Source organism: Actinopolyspora mzabensis (assembly GCF_900101095.1).
GTDB lineage: Bacteria > Actinomycetota > Actinomycetes > Mycobacteriales > Pseudonocardiaceae > Actinopolyspora > Actinopolyspora mzabensis.
Window position 1 is genome coordinate 47,713 of sequence record NZ_FNFM01000011.1, and the last position, 19,430, is coordinate 67,142.

At 68.2% G+C, this 19,430-nt stretch carries 16 protein-coding genes, 1 tRNA gene and 1 pseudogene; 9 read left to right on the forward strand and 9 right to left on the reverse strand.

From position 1 onward, the window contains the following. Positions 1 to 58: 58 nt before the first annotated feature. The 3 genes from BLR41_RS18235 to BLR41_RS18245 all read right to left on the reverse strand — a co-directional run bounded on the left by BLR41_RS18235 (position 59) and on the right by BLR41_RS18245 (position 4,515). Entirely contained in the window at positions 59 to 2,593 is a 2,535-nt protein-coding gene (locus BLR41_RS18235; protein WP_092630518.1) for a beta-glucosidase, read from the reverse strand. Positions 2,594 to 2,873: 280 nt separating this feature from the next. Further along, entirely contained in the window at positions 2,874 to 3,257 is a 384-nt protein-coding gene (locus BLR41_RS18240) for a hypothetical protein (protein WP_143013126.1), read from the reverse strand. Positions 3,258 to 3,453: 196 nt separating this feature from the next. Continuing rightward, positions 3,454 to 4,515 (reverse strand): saccharopine dehydrogenase family protein, encoded by a 1,062-nt coding sequence (locus BLR41_RS18245; protein WP_092630524.1) that lies wholly within the window; start codon positions 4,513 to 4,515, stop codon positions 3,454 to 3,456. 744 nt (positions 4,516 to 5,259) lie between these two features. Here BLR41_RS18245 and BLR41_RS18250 point away from each other — a divergent pair. Beyond that, complete coding sequence (locus tag BLR41_RS18250; protein ID WP_143013127.1) at positions 5,260 to 5,577, forward strand: hypothetical protein; 318 nt, start codon at positions 5,260 to 5,262, stop codon at positions 5,575 to 5,577. Between the two features lie 832 nt (positions 5,578 to 6,409). On the opposite strand, the gene BLR41_RS18255 is transcribed toward BLR41_RS18250, so the two are convergent. The 3 genes from BLR41_RS18255 to BLR41_RS18265 all read right to left on the reverse strand — a co-directional run bounded on the left by BLR41_RS18255 (position 6,410) and on the right by BLR41_RS18265 (position 7,533). Continuing rightward, positions 6,410 to 6,481, reverse strand: a tRNA-Val gene (locus tag BLR41_RS18255). 46 nt (positions 6,482 to 6,527) lie between these two features. After that, on the reverse strand, positions 6,528 to 6,992 hold the full coding sequence (locus tag BLR41_RS18260) for a peroxiredoxin (RefSeq protein ID WP_092630530.1): 465 nt from the start codon (positions 6,990 to 6,992) through the stop codon (positions 6,528 to 6,530). Between the two features lie 103 nt (positions 6,993 to 7,095). Continuing rightward, positions 7,096 to 7,533, reverse strand: coding sequence for a DUF3052 domain-containing protein (locus tag BLR41_RS18265; protein ID WP_092630533.1), 438 nt, complete (start codon positions 7,531 to 7,533; stop codon positions 7,096 to 7,098). Between the two features lie 359 nt (positions 7,534 to 7,892). Here BLR41_RS18265 and aceE point away from each other — a divergent pair, with 359 nt between their 5' ends. Continuing rightward, positions 7,893 to 10,730 carry a pyruvate dehydrogenase (acetyl-transferring), homodimeric type gene (gene aceE / locus BLR41_RS18270; RefSeq protein WP_092630536.1) on the forward strand — a complete coding sequence of 946 codons (2,838 nt, stop codon included), beginning with the start codon at positions 7,893 to 7,895 and terminating at the stop codon, positions 10,728 to 10,730. Between the two features lie 340 nt (positions 10,731 to 11,070). On the opposite strand, the pseudogene BLR41_RS23890 reads toward aceE, so the two are convergent. Together BLR41_RS23890 and BLR41_RS23185 are read right to left on the reverse strand one after the other, a co-directional pair. Beyond that, a pseudogene (locus BLR41_RS23890) lies at positions 11,071 to 11,157 on the reverse strand (nicotinamide riboside transporter PnuC); the annotation flags it as partial. Further along, complete coding sequence (locus tag BLR41_RS23185) at positions 11,118 to 11,546, reverse strand: nicotinamide mononucleotide transporter (protein WP_218120237.1); 429 nt, start codon at positions 11,544 to 11,546, stop codon at positions 11,118 to 11,120. The pseudogene BLR41_RS23890 and the gene BLR41_RS23185, both read right to left, overlap by 40 nt. Positions 11,547 to 11,676: 130 nt before the next feature. On the opposite strand from BLR41_RS23185, the gene BLR41_RS18280 reads away from it, so the two are divergent. The 7 genes from BLR41_RS18280 to BLR41_RS18310 all read left to right on the forward strand — a co-directional run bounded on the left by BLR41_RS18280 (position 11,677) and on the right by BLR41_RS18310 (position 18,585). Next, complete coding sequence (locus BLR41_RS18280) at positions 11,677 to 11,940, forward strand: DUF3263 domain-containing protein (RefSeq protein ID WP_092630539.1); 264 nt, start codon at positions 11,677 to 11,679, stop codon at positions 11,938 to 11,940. Positions 11,941 to 12,017: 77 nt separating this feature from the next. Then, positions 12,018 to 13,244 carry a PucR family transcriptional regulator gene (locus BLR41_RS18285; RefSeq protein WP_176798051.1) on the forward strand — a complete coding sequence of 409 codons (1,227 nt, stop codon included), beginning with the start codon at positions 12,018 to 12,020 and terminating at the stop codon, positions 13,242 to 13,244. A 303-nt stretch (positions 13,245 to 13,547) separates the two neighbouring features. Beyond that, positions 13,548 to 14,495: an ACP S-malonyltransferase gene (locus BLR41_RS18290; RefSeq protein ID WP_176798057.1), complete on the forward strand. Its 948-nt coding sequence runs from the start codon at positions 13,548 to 13,550 to the stop codon at positions 14,493 to 14,495. Further along, complete coding sequence (locus tag BLR41_RS18295; RefSeq protein ID WP_092630545.1) at positions 14,492 to 15,475, forward strand: beta-ketoacyl-ACP synthase III; 984 nt, start codon at positions 14,492 to 14,494, stop codon at positions 15,473 to 15,475. The genes BLR41_RS18290 and BLR41_RS18295 overlap by 4 nt, the downstream gene beginning before the upstream one ends. Before the next feature lie 70 nt (positions 15,476 to 15,545). Beyond that, complete coding sequence (locus tag BLR41_RS18300; RefSeq protein WP_092630548.1) at positions 15,546 to 15,785, forward strand: acyl carrier protein; 240 nt, start codon at positions 15,546 to 15,548, stop codon at positions 15,783 to 15,785. Beyond that, positions 15,782 to 17,029: a beta-ketoacyl-[acyl-carrier-protein] synthase family protein gene (locus tag BLR41_RS18305; RefSeq protein ID WP_092630551.1), complete on the forward strand. Its 1,248-nt coding sequence runs from the start codon at positions 15,782 to 15,784 to the stop codon at positions 17,027 to 17,029. Before BLR41_RS18300 ends, BLR41_RS18305 begins: the two co-directional genes overlap by 4 nt. Positions 17,030 to 17,145: 116 nt before the next feature. Next, on the forward strand, positions 17,146 to 18,585 hold the full coding sequence (locus BLR41_RS18310; protein ID WP_092630554.1) for an acyl-CoA carboxylase subunit beta: 1,440 nt from the start codon (positions 17,146 to 17,148) through the stop codon (positions 18,583 to 18,585). A gap of 115 nt (positions 18,586 to 18,700) precedes the next feature. On the opposite strand, the gene BLR41_RS18315 is transcribed toward BLR41_RS18310, so the two are convergent. After that, complete coding sequence (locus BLR41_RS18315; protein ID WP_245694460.1) at positions 18,701 to 19,267, reverse strand: hypothetical protein; 567 nt, start codon at positions 19,265 to 19,267, stop codon at positions 18,701 to 18,703. Positions 19,268 to 19,430 lie beyond the last annotated feature (163 nt).

The window sequence follows — 19,430 nt, forward strand, 5'->3', positions numbered from 1 at the left end:
GGCGACCGTTCCGGCGGTTGCCGCCCGCGGGCAGCTACGTGACAGGGGACGGGAGAACTCAGGCGTCGAGCGTGAGCTCGGTGCGCAGCGGAAGGTCGGCGACGCTGCGTCCGGCGAGCACGCTGAAGGTGCCGGGTTCGAAACTCCAGCCGCCCGTGGCGGAATCCCAGTGCCGGAACGCGGCGCCCTCCAGCCGCACCGGGACGCTCACCTCCTCACCGGGCGCGGCCTCGATCGCGGCGAATCCCGCCAACCACAGTGCGGGACGGTCCACAACCGACTCGGTCCGCCGCAGGTACAGCTGCACGAGCTCCTTGCCGTGCCGCTCACCGGTATTGGCCAGCCGCACCCGGAACAGGGCGTCCTCGCCGGCCCCGATCCCGTCCGGTCCCAGCAGTGCGGAGTACTCCCACTCGGTGTATCCCAGGCCGTGCCCGAAGGAGTACGCGGGCTGCCGCCCGGCTCGCTGCCACGCCCGGTAGCCGAGGTGCGGACCTTCGGCGTAGACCAGCTTCCCGTGGTCGGGGCGGGTTTCGAGCACGGGGACGTCCTCCTGACGCAACGGCCAACTGGTGGGCAGCCGACCGCCCGGCTCGCTCTCGCCGAGCAGGACCTCGGCCAGCGCGTTACCGCCCTCCTGCCCGGGGAACCAGCTCAGCAGCACGGCGGGAACCTCCTCGTGCCACTCCAGCTCGACCGGTGCGCCCGAGTTCACCACCACGACGGTGCGCGGGTTCACCCTGGCGACTGCGCGGAGAAGTTCGCGCTGCTTCCCGGGCAGCGCGAGCGTGTCCCGGTCGAAGCCCTCGCTCTCGCTCCGAGCGGTGGTACCGACCACCACGACGGCGGCATCGGCCTCGGAAGCGGCCGACACGGCCCCGGAGAACTCCCGCTCCTCGTCCGGCCGTTCCGGAAGCAGTCCCAACGTCACGGCGCTGAGCGGCGCGCCGGACACCCGGTGGGTGGCGAGCACCTCGAACGGACGCACCGGTTCGAGCTCCACCGGAACCGTGGCGTACGGCGGGGCGAGAACGCCCGCCGCCGGATCGTCGCCTTCCGGTTCGAGCGTCCGCTCCAGCACCACCGAGCCGTCGACCGACAGGGCGTGCTGTCCCATCCCCGCCACGCCGAGTTCGTACTTGCCGCCCGCTACCGGGTGCAACCTGGCGAGGACATCGATCGTCTCCGCTCCGTGCAGTTCCGGCCCGGTCCACATCAGTTGGGCGGTGCCACGGTGCTCGGTGGCGAGCAGCTCGCCTCGCGCATCGCGGAAACGTACCCGCACTCCGCGTTCCGAGGTCTCCGGATCGGTCAGCATCTCAGCCGGAACCGGTTCGAGTCCGTCCCGGACGGCCACCCCCTCGTGATGAAGCACCTCGGTCGTGGGTTCGAGGGCCGCACGCAGCCCGTCCAGCGGCGAGACCTCGTACTCCGGCACCACGCTGGAGCTGCCACCTCCCTGGATTCGGGCGGCCGAGGCGTTGGGGCCGAGCACCGCCACCCTGCCCAGCTCGGAGCGCCGCAGCGGAAGCAGCGGCCCCTCGTTACGCAGCAACACCATCGAGTCGGCGGCGATCTCCCGAAGGACTCGACTCCGTTCCGATGTCGTTGGCGAGGCACCACGCGGGGCGGGGTTCTCGAGCGGAGCCGGGTTCTCGAGCGGAGCCGGGTTCTCGAGCGGAGCCGGGTTCTCGAGCGGGGCGGGGTTCTCGAGCGGAGCCGGCTCGTCGAGCGCGCCGACACGCGCGGCCAGCCGAATGATCCGGCGCACCTTCTCGTCGACAGCGGTTTCGGGGATCCGTCCGGCACGGATGGCGGCGAGCAACGGCTCGCCCCAAACTTCGGAAGGTCCCGGCATGGCGAGATCGTTGCCGGCCGCTGCTGAATCCGTGCTGCGCACGGCGGTCCAGTCCGAAATCACCACCCCGTCGAAGCCCCATTCCGCGCGCAGTGGATCGGTCAGCAACGGGTGTTCGGTCATGGTGTGGCCGTTCACCCCGTTGTAAGCGGACATGACCAACCAGGCGCCCGCGGCGACCACGCGTTCGAACGGCGCCAGGAGAACCTCGCGCAGGGTGCGCTCGTCCACCCGGACGTCGACGGTGTAGCGCTCGGTCTCGGAGTCGTTGGCGACGTAGTGCTTCGGGGTCGCGGCCGTACCCGCTTCCTGCAGCGCGGTGACATAGGCTTCGGCCATCCGCCCGGTCAGCAGCGGATCCTCGGAGAAACATTCGAAATGCCTCCCCCCGAGCGGACTGCGATGCAGGTTGATCGTCGGGCCGAGCACCACGTGCACCCCCTTGCGGCGCGCCTCGGCGGCGAGAAGTCCAGCGGCTCGGGCAACCGTCGACTCGTCCCAGGTCGCCGCGAGAGCCGTGGGTGAAGGCAGACAGCTCGACGGATCACGCTCGTCCCAGAACTCCCCGCGCACTCCGGAAGGTCCGTCGGAGAGGAACATGCTTCGCAACCCGATCGCGGGCTCGGCAGGGGTGTGCCAGAAATCGGTCCCGCTGATCAGTCGGACCTTGCGTTCGACGTCGAGACGACCCAGCAGTCCCTCGATGCGCTCGTCCGTGACGTGCGGTGATCTCATGACGGACTCCTCCTCAGCGATTAGGGAATCGCTCTCGGCCGGGAAGGCGTGGTCGGCGGAGCCTACGGCATCGGTCGCGCGGGAACCGACAACCGGGACGAGCCCGCGAGCAGCCCGGCGATGTACGAGCGTGTTCCGACTCCTGCCGCCGTCGATACCGTGCGGCGTCGGGATCCGTCGGCACGGCGGAATACTCCCCAGGGAAACCACGACTCACGCACTGCCGGTCAGGTCGGCGCACCCCGGCAGTGGCGGCAGCGGAGTGAACGGCGCTCGGAGCTCACTCCTCGTCGTAGCGGCGGTAGAAGTCCTTGAGCAGCTGGTGCGCCTTACGTGTGGGGGAGCCGGTTATCTCCACGCTGTCCGCACCCAACCGCAGGATCACGCTCTGCTGGTTGTTGCGTCGCAGCCAGGACTGCACCAACGCGACGATCTTCCGGACGCCCGAGCCGGACAGCAGACCGCGCACCACGAACTCACGAGTGCCCACCCGCTCCTCACCGAGCTCGCCGAGGCCGGGAGCGCGGTCGCATCGGCGCAGGGATTCGATTCGCAGTCCGAGCAGTTCGTGTTCCAACGAACGGGTGAGCCGATCCAGCGCGGCACGGTCGGTCCCGGTTACCGGTACCAGTGTCAGTTCGATCGAATCGGCGTGTTCGGTCATGAACTTCCAACCACGTTCGGAGTGCGAGCCGTCGCGCGCTCGCCGGACTCGCGAACCGAGGGTACTGAAATCGATCACCGAACTGGCGCGACGCGCTCGAACATCACCCGTTCGGAGCACCGGAGACACGCCTACCGGCTCCCGAACCACCTCGCTCGCGTCCGCCGCCGGGGCACGGCAGCTTCCGGAAGCGCACCTATGCCGGAAAGTGCCGGGGTTCCACCACGCGCACGCCTTCGAGGGAACGCACGAAGTCGGCACCGAGGGCCGTAGCGGGGGTACGCGTACCGGTCGGGACCCCACCCGCCTCGATCGCGGCGACCACACGCAGCACCGCGTCGGCGGTGAGATCATAGGTGTCCGGCCCGATCAGCGCGGCACTGACCGAGTTGCCCACCGCATCACCGGCCTCGGCATAGACCTCCACACGACTGGCCGACCTGCTGCCACGACCCGGCCCCCGCACGAAGGCGTCGATCGCGGTGTTGGCGAGGCGCCGAACCCGGCGGTGGCCGAACAGATCTCGCGTGAGCCGCGCGGCGGTCGGATTCATCCGGTCGAGGCCGGGCAACCCCGCGAAGGCCGTGATATTCCCGATGCCGGTGGTTCGGTAAGCCGTCGCCACATCTCCCCAGGGCAACGAGGTCACGACGCGCTGTCCACCCGGAAAGTCGACCGTGCGCCTGCGCCAGCCAACGGGCACGTCGCGCAGTGCGCCCTCCAACCGGACACGACCACCCAACGACACACCCTCCAACGCGCTCTTCAACGTCCCCGGGCTGATACCACCGGTGGTGGTGAACGCGAGATCGAGATCGGTGGCATCGGGCAGTTCGGCGGCGACCATCGCGGCCAGGCAGTCGGTCGGCACCACGTCGAAACCGGCGCCGGGCAACAGCGTCACTCCCGCCGCCCTGCTCTCGGCGTCCCGCGCGAAGACGGCCTCGAAAACGTCGACCTCACCCGTGATGTCCAGATAGTGGGTCCCGGTACGCAGGCAGGCATCGACCATCGGAGCCGAGGTCGCGGAGAACGGACCGGCGCAGTGCGCCACGGTGTCGACTTCCCGCAGGCACGCGTCGAGCCGATGGGTGTCCCGCAGGTCCAGCGTCCGGTACTCCAGCCCGAGCGGCACGGCGGTGGCGGCGAGTTTGCGTGGGTCGCGTCCGGCGAGCACCGGTCGTTGTCCGCGTCGCACGGCGAGCTCCGCGACCAACCGGCCGGTGTAACCGGTGGCGCCGTAGAGCATCCAGACCATGGGTCAGCCTCCGCGATCGACGGTCGGGGTTCACGCCGTGACGACAGGCGCACATCGTGCCGGACTCCGCCCTCGGAACCCGCCACCGTAGCGCGCCGAGCGACAAACTTACCCGATCGAGGGAAATGAGGAAATGATCAGCCGATCCGTGGCGAGGGCGAACGGCGCGTCACAGGAGGTTCGCGGGAGCAGTCACCCTGCTGACGGGGGTCCGGGTGGGGACGACAGGTGCCCCGGTGTTGGCCGCTCGATCCGTCTCACCCGTCTTCGGCGCAGACCACGTCGGACGGGGATGTCGCTGCGCTCGTCGAGAGAAGTTCTCACCCCACGACGCTCGTCGGCCGCACGGCGCGGCGCGCCGCACCCGCGCCGCTTTCCGTGGGAGGCACGGATCCGTGGACCTCGTGACGCGGGTGGAGCGAAACGGGACACGTACTCCGGCTCCGGGAATTCCCCGGGTCACGTGAGTTCCCCTTCATGCAGTTTTCGGTCATTCTTCATGTTTCGCCAACGATCTGAATCACCCCGGAACGCAACAGAATCAATTTCTCCAAAAGGATTCACAGATAGGCGACCTCGAAACAAAACAGCAAGCCCGAACCACGAGTTTCATCCTTTCGTAGTACGCGTCATGCCGAACGCGACCAACGAAACCATCATCGGTACCACCGGACGGAATTATGGAGTTGTCTCATCACGATTCCTCCCCTCCGGGACACGAAAACGTCACAGGATTGGAGCAAGATGCGTACCTCTGTTCGCACGATGGCCATCGCCTCTATCGCCGCCGGATTCCTGGCGGTGGGATCACCCGCGCTGGCTGAGGACGGCAAGGACGACCAGAAGAACGCCCAGGCGCCGGTGACCGTGAACTACTTCGAAGGCGGCGACGGCGGCGAGGCCACCGGCGGCAACGGTGGCAACGGCGGCGACGTCGAGTGCGAGAACATCGTCAAGGACGAAGCCGAGGCCACCATCTACTGTGTCGGTGGTGACGGCGGCAACGGCGGTGACGCGACCGGTGGCAACGGCGGAGCCGGTCTGCTCAACCGCTACCTGTGAGTTTCCGGGGAGAACTACCCATCCGGGCCACGGGCTGATCGGGACTCCCACCGATCGGGGAGCAGGTGCCTGCCCTTCCTCCGGGGAAGGGCAGGCACCTTCGCGTGGAGCCCCGAAGCACCGAGACGAATTTTCTCATGACAATCATCTTCGCTCACTCCGCACCCGGGCTGCCACCACGCGCGGGGCGGCCAGAACGAAAAATACTCACCCTCACATTCTCTCGCCCCAATACCCCTGAGGGAAATTCACTGAAAAATCGATTGATCGCACCGGGAGAGCGAGACCGCGCATCGAACACGACGATGGCGTGCCTCCGATCCTCCGGGCGACGCGTTGCGCGGTGAGCACCGAACGCACCACATCACCGGCACGAGCGTGCGCGAGGGTCGCGATGGCAGGGGCGGACGAGCCGTTCGAAATCACGAGGGCTCCTCAGGTCACTCCGGGGACGATACAGACCACTCCCGAGACGCGAACCTCGACATCCCCGAACACGAATGACTGCGAACGAATCGCTCGAGAGCGTCTCCCTCCTCGGGCACCCGAGGATATCGCCGGCACGGGAACCGCTCCCGGTGTAGGCCCAACCTCGATCCCCGGTACAACAGCGAGCGTCCGTGGGGTCTTCCGAGCAACCACAGAGCCCTGGCCGGTCGAGCCGATCCAACCGGCAGTGCCACTCACCGATCTGTCGCACGGTCTTCGACGAAACGTCCCCTGCCACTCCGATCGAGCAGTCCCGTGAGCCGATCGCCGCAACCGAGACCGGAAGAGAACGAAACGGCTCCTGTCGATCACACCAGGATCCGTTTTCGCAGTTGAAAAGCGGTGGGCGCAGCTGGGCTCGAACCAGCGACCCCCTGCTTGTAAGGCAGGTGCTCTTCCGCTGAGCTATGCGCCCTCGCCGATGGCCGACCCGTATCCTACAGGTCGGCCATCGTGAGGTGTCACGCGGATACTTCCGCGAGCGCCTTTCGCCAGGCGTCCTGGTCACGAGGCTCACCGGGTTGGTTCATCTCGGCGAATCGAACCTTGCCCTCGGTGTCGATGAGGAAGGTTCCCCGATTGGCCATGCCGGCCTGCTCGTTGAAGACTCCGTAAGCCTTGGCGACTTCGCCGTGCGGCCAGAAGTCGGACAGCAGCGGGAAGGTGTAACCCTCCTGCTCGGCCCATGCCTTCAGTGCGAACGGGGAGTCGACCGAGACTCCGAGCACCTGGACACGCTCGTTCTGGAAGTCACCGAGGTCGTCGCGGACCTGGCAGAGCTCGCCCTGGCAGACGCCGCTGAAGGCGAACGGGTAGAAGACCAGCAACACGTTCTTGTCGCCGCGGAAATCCGACAGCGACACCTTCTCCTTGTTGTAATCCGGCAACGTGAAGTCCGGCGCTGTGGCACCGACCTCGAGCGTCATGCGCCCACCCTTCTGTTCGACGACAGCGTTCCGGCGCCGAACCTACACCGATCGGGACGACGAGCGCACCGGCAGCCAGCCGGTTACCGGTGCGTGGGAGTCGTCACCGCTTGGTCTTGGCGGGCTTGCGATAGGCCAGCCTGGTTCCCGTCCACTTGTCGCCGAGACTCAGGTTGGAGGTCTGTGCGAGGTTGGAAGTAGCGGCTGCTTCGGCGATGTCGCTGGGTTCGACGTGCCCATCGAGGCCGGTCTTGGGCGTCATCACCCAGATGACGCCTTCCTCGGCCAGGGGCGCCATGATGTCGAGAAGTGTGTCCGTGAGATCGCCGTCTTCGTCACGCCACCACAGCAAGACGACATCGACCACTTCGTCGGCATCCTCGTCGAGCAGTTCGCCTCCGCAACGCTGCTCGATCGCTTCTCGGACGGTGTCATCGACATCCTCGTCCCAGCCGATCTCCTGCACCACCATGTCTGGCTCGATATCGAGCTTCTCGGCGACGTCGGTTTCGTTCCTACCGGCGTCTTCCGCGGCGACCACGGCTTTCTCACTCCTCCAATTCTCGTGTGCGCAGGTGCTTCACCCAACGCACGAGACAAGTTTGCACGATCTTGCCGTAAGCGAACACCGTCGACGGGCATCAACGCAACCGCAGATCGCACGATACGACGTATCAACACTGACAGTGACCGAACAGCGAACAGCATCCGCCCCCGCTTCCGAGGACCACACCGGCTTCCCGCGCGAGCGCGCGCCCGCGAAATCGAAGCGGTGCTCGTGTTGTCCGTTACGCGTCACGCCACGAGACTGACGGTACTACGGCCACCACACAACCCGGGTCGTGTTCGTACCGAGTGGTAACTGTGGCGGTTCGCATCCGTGCAGCACGATGGGAGACGATGAGGCTGCCGGATCGCGAGCCTCCGGCAAGCACGCGCACGACTTCCTCAGGAGACCCCTTGACCCCGCACAACAACGAGACCGGTGGCGCGAACTCCCCACAACGTGTGCGGGTGATCCGAAACGGTCTGGCCTCGCACATTCCGGACATCGCTCCGGAGGAAACCGAGGAATGGCTCGAGTCGTTCAACTCGGTGCTGTCCGTCGCGGGTAAGCAGCGTGCCCGGTACCTGATGCTGCGGCTGCTCCAGCGCGCGGGCGAGACCGGGGTGGGCGTGCCCTCGCTGACCGGTACCGACTACGTCAACACGATCCCGACCGAACTGGAGCCCTGGTTTCCAGGGGACGAGGAGACCGAGCGCCGCTACCGGGCCTGGATGCGCTGGAACGCCGCCATGATGGTGCACCGCGCCCAGCGTCCCGGTATCGGCGTGGGCGGACACATCTCCTCCTTCGCGTCCTCGGCGAGCCTCTACGAGGTCGGGTTCAACTGGTTCTTCCGAGGCAGGAACGATCCGGGCGGCGGGGACCACCTCTACATCCAGGGACACGCCTCCCCCGGAATCTACGCGCGGGCTTTCCTGGAGGGGCGCCTGTCGGCCGATCAGCTCGACGGGTTCCGCCAGGAGTACTCCCACGCCGGGCCGGGAGGCGGGTTGCCCTCCTACCCGCATCCACGCCTGATGCCGGGCTTCTGGGAGTTCCCCACGGTGTCGATGGGGCTCTCGCCCATGAACGCGATCTTTCAGGCGAGGTTCGACAGGTATCTGCGCGACCGGGGCATCAAGGACACCAGTGACCAACACGTCTGGGCCTTCCTTGGCGACGGCGAGATGAACGAGCCGGAGTCGCGCGGGATGCTGCAGGTGGCCGCGAACGAGGGGCTGGACAACCTGACTTTCGTGGTCAACTGCAACCTGCAGCAGCTGGACGGCCCGGTCCGGGGCAATGGCAAGATCATCCAGGAGCTGGAGGCGTTCTTCCGCGGCGCGGGCTGGAACGTGATCAAGGTCATCTGGGGCCGGGAGTGGGACTCCCTGCTGCACGCCGATCGGGACGGCGCGCTGATCAACCTGATGAACACCACCCCGGACGGGGACTACCAGACCTACAAGGCCAACGACGGCGCGTTCGTGCGCGAGCACTTCTTCGGGCGGGATCCGCGCACCAAGGAGATGGTCAAGAACTTCACGGACGACCAGATCTGGGGCCTGCGTCGGGGTGGACACGACTACCGCAAGCTCTACGCGGCCTACAAGGCGGCGATGGAACACCACGGCCAGCCCACGGTCATCCTGGCCAAGACCATCAAGGGGTACGGGCTCGGAGCCCACTTCGAAGGACGCAACGCCACGCACCAGATGAAGAAGCTGGCGTTGGACGACCTGAAGCTGTTCCGGGACAGCCTGCGCATCCCGATCTCCGACGCCCAGCTCGAGCAGGACCCCTACCTGCCGCCCTACTACCACCCCGGTGACGACGCCCCGGAGATCCAGTATTTGCGGCAGCGTCGGAGCAGGTTGGGCGGCTACCTGCCGGAACGCCGCACCCCCGCCAAACCACTGGTACTTCCCGGCGACAAGGTCTACGACGTGGTGCGCCAGGGCTCGGGCAAGCAGGAAGTGGCGACCACGATGGCGTTCGTGCGGTTGCTCAAGGACCTCGCCAAGGATCCCGAGGTCGGACCGCGGCTGGTGCCGATCATTCCCGACGAGGCGCGCACCTTCGGGATGGACTCGATGTTCCCCTCCCAGAAGATCTACAACCCGGCGGGCCAGACCTATACCCCGGTGGACTACCAGCTGATGCTGGCCTACCGGGAGAGCGACCAGGGCCAGATCCTGCACGAGGGGATCAACGAGGCGGGCTCGGTCGCCTCGTTCACCGCGGCCGGGACGAGCTACGCCACCCACGGCGAACCGATGATCCCGGTCTACATCTTCTACTCGATGTTCGGGTTCCAGCGCACCGGCGACGGCCTCTGGGCGGCGGGCGACCAGATGGCACGGGGTTTCCTGCTCGGCGCCACCGCCGGCCGTACCACCCTGGTGGGCGAGGGACTGCAGCACGCGGACGGGCACTCGCAGCTGCTGGCGGCCACCAATCCGGGAGTGGTCTCCTACGACCCCGCATGGGCGTTCGAGATCGCCCACATCGTGCGCGACGGACTGCGCCGGATGTACGGGGAGCAGCCGGAGAACGTCTTCTACTACCTCACCGTCTACAACGAGCCCTATCAGCAGCCCGCCGAACCGGAGGGGATCGACGTCGACGGTCTGCTGCGCGGCCTGTACCGCTACAAGCGGGCTGCGGATGAACGAGGCCCCAGGGTACAGCTGCTGACCTCCGGCGTGGCCATGCCGGAAGTACTGCGCGCCCAGGAGCTGCTCGCCACCGAGTGGGGCGTGGCGGCCGACGTGTGGTCGGCGACGTCCTGGACGGAACTCCGGCGTGAGGCGGAGGCGGTGGACCGGGACAACCTGCTTCACCCGGACTCCGAGCCTCGGGAGCCGTACGTCACTCGTGCGCTGCGGCCCGCGGCGGGCCCGGTGGTGGCGGTCAGCGACTGGATGCGTGCCGTACCGGACCTGATCCGCCCGTGGGTGCCCGGCGAGATGACCACGCTCGGTGCGGACGGCTTCGGGTTCTCCGACACCCGTCCCGCCGCACGGCGGGTGTTCCTGGTGGACGCCGAGTCGACGGTGGTGGCGACGCTCGCCGCGCTGGCGCGTCGCGGTGAGATCGACCAGGCCCGGGTGAGCGAAGCCACCACTCGCTACCGGATCGACGACGTGGGGGCGGCCGGACCGCAGACCTCGGAGTCCGGCGACGCTTGAATCGAACGGACGCGGGCGGCGGTCCGTTCCGCACCGCCGCCCGTCCCACCGCCCGCTGCCCTGCCGCGACCCCGCTGCCACTCGTGTGAACGCACCGAGGGCGAGCAGGAGCGCTCGCGCAGCCGGACGGGACGTGGCGGAACCGTCCGCACGGCTTCCGTCCGGCGGAACACGACGACGGTTCACCCGACGTCGCGGGGGCGGCTCGGCCGCTGGGCATGGCTTCGTTCCCGGCGTCCGATCGGTCGAGATCTCGCCGGGCGGTGCGCTGCCGGCTGAACCGGCCGTGCAGCACCAACACCGCGAACACCAGGTGGATCGCCGCGCTGAACCAGAGACCGGACACGAGCCGCAACCGCACGCTGACCGCGTCCACCGTCAGCCAGATCAGCCGGAACTCCAGCAGTTCTCGGCCCCGGACCCAGATAGCCACCACGGTGCCGACGAAGATCCAGGCCTCCGGCCAGGGCCCCAGCAGGCGTCCAGCCCCCGCAGCAACGCGCCGAACACTGCTGAGCCCAGCAGCAGCACCGTCAGGAGGCACCACCGTTCACCGGCCGTGCCACGGCGCACCATCACGCCGTGCACCGCGTCACGCCGGCGGTACCAGGCGACCCAGCCGTACGCCGAGATCGACGTGATCACGACCTGCCGGATGGCCATGCCACCCAGTTCCGCGGCGGCGTAGACCGCGAACAGCAGCAGGACAGCGACACCGGAGCGCGCGACGCGACGGCCGAACGCGGTCGGCGTGCGTTTCCTCCCATCCGGACTTTCACCGAGCCTCACGCGTAGACTGACGGCGGACCGACGCACCGCGCCCACGCGGTGATCGCGTCGTGGGACGGCCCGTGAGCCGCCGGAGCAAATCACCACGCTTCACTCGCCCGTGGGGCTAGCCGGGCCCGTGGAGCTCGCCGACATCTCGTCTCCAGGGAGAGTCAGGTTGAACGACACCGACCGGGCGATTCTCGCCTTCGAGAACGAGTGGTGGCGGCACTCGGGCACCAAGGAACGGCTCATCCAGGAACGGTTCGGACTGTCCGCGATCCGCTACTATCAACGGCTGAATCGACTGCTGGACGACCCCGAGGCGCTGGCCACCTTCCCCTCCCTGGTGAACAGGTTGTTACGGGTGCGGGACGGTCGAGCCGAGCAGCGGGAAGGCGCAGGCGGGACCGGTACGGGCGGCTCCGAAACCCTCTGCTGACCGTCTTCCCGGTTCCGCCCCTGCGCGGGCCACCTGACCACCTCGTGCGAACCGAGCGGTGTGCGAAGCTGGTCGACATGGCGGGCGGCAGTGAACCGGAAACCCACGGTACGAACGTGTCGAGGACCGAACGCACCGAATTGTCGGCCAGGACGCTGCGGAAGCTGGAGCGTGCTTCCGGGGGGCTGGCCACCGCGAGCATCACCGCCATGGAGGACCGGCTGGCCTGGTTCTCCCGGCTGCCCGCCGACCAGCGGTCCAACATACTGCTGGTGACCCAGACCGGGGTCTCCAACTTCGTTTCCTGGCTGCAGGACCCCTCCGAGTCCATCAGGCTCACCGCCGAGGCGTTCCGAGCGGCTCCCCGGGACCTCTCCCGCTGGATAAGCCTGCGACAGACCCTGGAGATGGTGCGTACCGCCATCGACGTCTTCGAGCAACAGCTGCCCGACCTGGCCGAGGACGAGCGGGAACGGATCCTGCTGACGGAGTCGATCCTGCGCTACACCCGCGAGATCGCGTTCGCCGCCGCTACGTCGTACGCGGCCGCGGCGGAAGCCCGCGGCGCCTGGGACGCGCGGCTGGAAGCGCTGGTGGTGGACGGGATCGTCCGAGGCGACACGGAGGAGTCGCTGCTCTCCCGCGCGGCGGCGCTGGGCTGGGAACCGTCCTCGGAGGCCACGGTGATGGTCGGCAGCGCGCCTTCGGACGACCCGCCGACGATCGTCTACCAGGTACGCAGCAGAGCCGCCCGCGCCGGCAGGTCGGTACTCCTCGTCGTGCAGGGCAGCAGGCTGGTGGTGGTGTTCGGCGAGGCCTCGGACGGACGTGCCGTGCGGGACCCGGCGAGCACCATCGCAGAGGCCTTCGAGGAGGGACCGGTGGTGATCGGGCCGACCGTGCCCAGTCTGGCGGAGGCGCACAGGTCGGCCGAGGACGCCATGTCGGGACTGCGTGCCGTGGTCGCCTGGCCGGAGGCCCCCAGACCGGTGGCTTCGGAGGACCTGCTTCCGGAGCGGGCGCTGGCGGGTGATTCGGAGGCGGAACGGCTGTTGGTGGAAACGATCGTGGCACCGCTGAACGAGGCGGGCGGCACGCTGTTGGAGACGCTGGACACCTACCTTGAGGTGGGAGGTGTGCTGGAGAGCTGCGCACGAAAGCTGTACGTGCACCCCAACACGGTTCGCTACCGACTGCGCCGGATATCCGAGGTGACCGGACGCAGCCCGTCCAATCCGCGCGGGGCGCACACCCTGCGGGTGGCGCTGGGGGTGGCCAGGCTGGCCAGGTCCCGCGGGACATGACTGGTTCTCCCCGCTCTGCTCCTCGTCACGGAACGCGGCGAGGCGGGCCCACAGCCGAGGCGAACCGCACCGGTCGAGGCTGGTTACGACGACCTCGGCAGGCTCCGGTGATACGAAGGGGGTGGCGCGTGGCAAAACGTACGGTTGATCCGGTTGTCACCCACCGGCCACAATCAACAAGACGGGCCGTGACTGGTAGCATCACCGATGCAGCGTCTTTGTAGGGTTTCCACAAAAAATCGACATTGACTTAGTTGATGTCAGCATCACGTCACCCTGGGTGCGACGTGTTCAGTGAAGAGTGTGATCGCGCTGCTAGCTCCCGGCCAGGGCGCCCAGACGCCCGGCATGCTCCAACCGTGGCTGGAACTGGACGGAACCGAGCGACGGCTTACCGAGTGGTCCGAGGCCACCGGTCTCGACCTCGTACGACTCGGCACCACGGCCGACGCCGAAGAGATCAAGGACACCGCTGTCACCCAGCCACTGGTGGTGGCGAGCACGTTGCTCGCGGCGGAAGAGATGTGGCGCCGCCACCCCGAACTGCCGCTCGACGCACCGGTTGCCGGGCACTCGGTGGGCGAACTCGCGGCCGCCGCCATCGCGGGTGTACTCAGCTTCGAGGACGCGATGTCGCTGACGGCGGTGCGCGGCAGGGAGATGGCCGCCGCCTGCGCCGCGGAGTCGACCTCGATGTCGGCCGTCCTCGGCGGTGATCAGGACGAGGTGCTGGACCGGCTCGACCGGCTCGGGCTGCGACCGGCCAACCGCAACGGCGCGGGCCAGATCGTCGCCGCCGGCCGCGAGGAAGCGCTGGCGGAACTGGCCGAGAACCCGCCGGAGAACACCAGGGTGCGACCGCTGGCCGTGGCCGGTGCGTTCCACACCGAGTTCATGGCGCCCGCGCGGGAAGCGCTGCGGGTGCACGCGGACAAGCTTTCCGTCTCGAACGCCGGACGTGCGATGCTGTCGAATGCCGACGGTACCGCGGTCACCGACGGGGACGAGATACTGCACCGACTGGTCGAGCAGGTCGTTCGACCGGTGCGGTGGGACTCCTGCATGGCCACTCTCGGCGAGCTCGGTGTCACCGCCACGATCGAGTTCCCGCCCGCTGGAACCCTCTCGGGCATGATTCGCCGTGACCTCAAGGGCACCAAGACGGTGTCGCTGAAAACCCCCGCCGACCTGGACAAGGTCGCGGAAGTACTGGCCGAACACGGCCGGGCCGACTCCGGGAGCGATTCGTGAGCAAACCTTCGACGTTGCGCCAGACCAGTGGCCCCGCGGCCACCCGGGTCCTCGGCTTCGGCAGCGCGCAGGGCAACCGGGTCGTCACGAACGACGATCTGACCCAGTACGTGGAGACCAACGACGAGTGGATCCAGCAACGAGTGGGGATCGTCAGTCGTAGGCTCGGCGAGGACGACCAGACGGTCGTGAGCATGGCGGTGGAGGCGGGGTCGAAGGCCGTCGCCGACGCGGGACTCTCCCCCGCCGATGTGGATCAGGTCATCATCGCGACCTGCACCATGCCCGGACCCATCCCGAACGCCGCGGCCCAAGTGGCCGATCGGATCGGGATAACCACTCCCGGGGCGTTCGATCTCAACGCGGCCTGCGCTGGATTCTGCTACGCCCTCAACACCGCCTCCGACTTCATTCGTGGCGGTTCGGCGCGCCGCGTACTGGTGATCGGCGCCGAACGGTTCCAGGAGTGGCTGGACTGGGAGGACAGGGCAAACTGCATCATCTTCGCCGACGGCGCGGGCGCCGCGGTCGTGGGACCGGCCGAGGAACCCGCCATCGGGCCCGCCGCACTGGGCAGTGCCGGTGACATGGTCGACACCATCTACCTGCGGGAGAACCGCTACATCTACCAGGAAGGGCAGACCGTCTTCCGCTGGGCCACCTCGGAGGTGGCGCCGGTTGCCGCGCGAGCGGTGGAGCAGGCGGGACTGCAGCTGTCCGATGTGGATGCCCTGGTGGCGCACCAGGCGAACCTGCGGATCGTCGAGGCCGTGGCGAAGAAACTGCGGCAACAGGGAGCCCGTGACGATCTCGTCGTGGCTCGTGACATCGTGCATTCCGGCAACACTTCGGCCGCCTCGATCCCGCTGGCGATCGATCACATGCGATCGGCAGGGGAGATCAACAGTGGTGACGTGCTGCTACTGGTCGGCTTCGGGGCGGGACTGTCCTACGGCGGCCAGGTGATCATTTGTCCGTGACCGGACGAAGAACCGGTCGGCACCTGCCGACCGACGACGTCGAGCGAATCGAAGCAGGAAGGAAACGAACGTGACGAACGAGGAAATCACTTCGGGCCTGGCGAGCATCGTCGAAGAGGTCGCAGGGGTCGACGCCGAGGAAGTGTCCGTCGAGAAGTCCTTCGTCGACGACCTGGACATCGACTCGCTGTCCATGGTGGAGATCGCCGTCCAGGCCGAGGACAAGTTCGGGGTCAAGATCCCCGACGATGAACTGGCCAACCTCAAGACCGTGGGCGATGCGGTTGACTACATCGTCAAGAACGCATGACGACCAAGGACGTTGTGATCACCGGGATGGGCGCGACGACCCCGCTGGGCGGGGACGTCGCGTCCACCTGGGACGGTTTGCTGAACGGCGCCAGCGGTACCCGCACGATCGAAGCCGACTGGGTGGACACCTACGAACTGCCCAGCCGGATCGCCGCTCCGCTGGCGGTGGAGCCCAACGAGGTGCTGCCCCGGGTCCGGCTGCGGCGCATGGACCGCTGCGAACAGATCGCACTGATCGCGGCACACCAGGCGTGGAGCGACGCGGGCTTCGAGCTGCCCTCCGAGGACGCGGAGCCCGTCGAGCCCGAGCGGCTCGGCGTCGCCATCGGGACCGGCATCGGCGGCCCCATGACCCTGCTGGATCAGCACGAGACGCTGAAGTCGCAGGGGCTGCGCAAGGTCTCGCCGCTGACCGTTCCGATGCTCATGCCCAACGGGCCCGCCGCGCACGTGAGCCTGGAGCTCAGGGCACGCGCGGGGGTGCACACCCCGGCCGCGGCGTGCGCCTCGGGCTCGGAGGGGCTGGCCACCGGGATGGACATGATCCGCTCCGGACGGGCCGACGTGGTCGTCGCCGGTGGTGCGGAGGCGTGCATCCACCCGATCACGGTGGCGGGTTTCGCGCAGTCGCGCACGCTGAGCACCCGCAACGACGAGCCGGAGCGGGCCTCCCGCCCGTTCGACGTCGACCGGGACGGCTTCGTCATGGGCGAGGGTGCCGGTGTCGTGGTGCTGGAGAGCGCCGAGCACGCGGCGGCGCGCGGTGCCAGGATCTACGGACGGCTGGCCGGGGCGGGCATCACCGCCGACGCCTACCACATCACGGGCAGCCACCCGGACGGTCTGGGGCAGATCAACGCGATCAACACCGCCATCGGAACCGCCGGACTGTCGACCACGGACATCGGGCACGTCAACGCGCACGCCACCTCCACGGTGGTGGGCGACGTCGGCGAGGCCGCTGCCGTCCGCAAGGCGTTGGGCGACGACGTGGTGCTGACGGCCCCGAAGGGTGCCCTGGGGCATCTCGTCGGCGGAGCGGGCGCGGTGGAGAGCATCGCCACGATCCTGTCGCTGTATCACGGCGTGATACCGGCGACCCGAAACCTGGATAACCCCGACCCCAAGGTCGAACTCGAGGTGATCGCGGGCGAACCGCGCGAGACGAACGCGACGGCCGCGGTCAACGATTCCTTCGGGTTCGGTGGCCACAACGTCGCGCTGGCCTTCACCAGGAGTTGAGGGCGCCGCGAGCGCCACGGCCGACAATCCGACGAGGTCGCCTCCCGGAATCCGGGTGGCGACGCCCCCCCCCCCCCCGACCCTGCACCGCCCCACTTTCGACATCGGAGAATCCCGTGACAGCAGTGGCGTCTCATTCCGAAACCTCGGGGACAGACTGGGATCCCCGCGACCCCGAGCTGCGGTTGTCGCAGTTGCTGGACACCGATTCGATCGTCGCGCTGTACGAGCGGGACGACAGCGGAGTGTTGGCGGTGCGCGGCCGTATCGGCGGCTCGCCCGTCATCGCCTACTGCACCGACGGAACGGTCAAGGGTGGGGCGATGGGCAGTGCGGGTTGTTCCCGCATCGTCGCCGCGATCGACACCGCCGTGGCCGAGGAATGCCCGGTGCTGGGTGTGTGGCACTCCGGTGGCGCGCGCCTGCCCGAGGGCGCCGAGGCGCTGGACGCGGTGGGTCAGGTGTTCGCGGCGATGATCCGGGCGTCGGGGCGCGTTCCCCAGATCTCGGTGGTGCTGGGGCCCGCCGCCGGTGGCGCGGCCTACGGTCCGGCGCTGACGGACGTGGTGATCATGGCGCCGTCGGGACGGGTCTTCGTCACCGGGCCGGACGTGGTGCGCAGCGTGACCGGTGAGCAGATCGACCAGGACGGCCTCGGCGGTGTGGACGCCCACGGCACCAAGTCGGGCGTGGTGCACGTGGTCGCCTCGGACGAGCCGGACGCTTACGAGCGTGCCCGCCGGGTGACCGGCCTGCTGACGGACCAGGGGAGCTTCGATCTCGACACCGTCGAGACCGGCGTTGAGGACCCGGGGGCGCTGCTGCCCGACACGGCGCGGCGGGCCTACGACGTCAAACCGGTGATCCGGCGAATTCTCGACACCGACGTCTCCGGGGAAACCGTCTTCGAGGAACTGCAGGCCGAGTGGGCACCGAACATGGTCACCGGCCTGGGCAGGCTCGGTGGACGGGCAGTGGGAGTGTTGGCCAACAACCCGATCCGCAAGGGCGGCTGTCTGGACTCGCTGTCCGCCGAGAAGGCGGCCCGTTTCGTGCGGATGTGCGACGCGTTCGGTGTCCCCCTCGTGGTGCTGGTCGATGTTCCCGGCTACCTGCCGGGCGTGGACCAGGAATGGGGCGGGGTGGTACGACGCGGCGCCAAGCTGCTGCACGCCTTCGGCGAGGCGGTCGTTCCGAGCGTCACCCTGATAATGCGAAAGTCCTACGGCGGTGCCTACATCGCCATGAACGCCCGCTCCCTCGGTGCGGGCACCGTGCTTGCCTGGCCGCAGGCCGAGATCGCGGTGATGGGAGCTCGCGCCGCCGTGGGGGTGCTGCACCGCAAGGAGATCGCGGCCGCTCCCGAGGAGGAGCGGGAGGCGCTGCAGGACCGGCTGGCCGAGGAACACCAGCGTACTTCCGGCGGCGTCGATCGAGCCAAGGCCATCGGCGTGGTCGACGAAGTGATCGACCCCGGTGACAGCCGCGCGCGGCTGGCCCGGGCGTTGCACGAGGCCGAACCGCGGCGTGGTGCTCACGGCAACATCCCGTTGTGAGTTCTCACCGGACTCTTCCGCTCGGGTTGGCGAACCACTCACCCGGCGGAACCTCCCGTCGGCTCTCGCTCCGGATATCCGGCATCGGGTAGCGGCGGGAGGAAGACGGTGCGGGTCAGTTCTCGGCGCAGCGCCGCGGCAACGAACTGTCCGGCAGTCCCTGGCCCAGCCGCAGTCCTTCCGAGGTGGGAACGATCCGGTAGACGACCCGCCATCGCAGACACTCCGCGGGCATGGATTTCGGCGCGTCGGCGGGATCCTGCGTACTGACGAAGGTCATGATCACCCGCATCGTCGCCTCGGGTCCTGGAACGATCCGGTGGATCACGACCGTGCCGTCCTCGGTGGTTCTGTACTCCTGCTGCCACTGCTCGAAGGGCTGGTTGATCCGCTTGGCACGGACCACCGTGTTGCGCCACTGGTAGTACTTGTTCTCGTTGATCGCGTCGAAGTGCTCCTGCAGCAGCTGCTGCACGGTCTCGGCGTCCGGATGCCGCCGTGCCCCCTCGCTCAGGGCGACCCTTCCGGTGCCGGGAGGATCACCCTCCGGGGTGGGTGCCGCGGAGCTCTCGGGAACCGGTTCGGCACGTTGCGCCACATCGCCGTAGACGTTTCGTGCGAACAGGCCGGCGGCGACCGCGCCGACCAGGGCCACGGCGGTGATCGGGAGAGCCCACAGCAACAGCCCTCGCGCGGAGGGCGCGGATTTCGACGGCACCCCACGAGCGTGCCATACCGGAAACTCACCGCTCGATCCACACCGAGCACAACGGGAGCCTCCCGTGCGGATACACCCGCTCGCGAAACGTGGAGCGGATCCGCCGAGCGGCTTCGATTCGACGCGG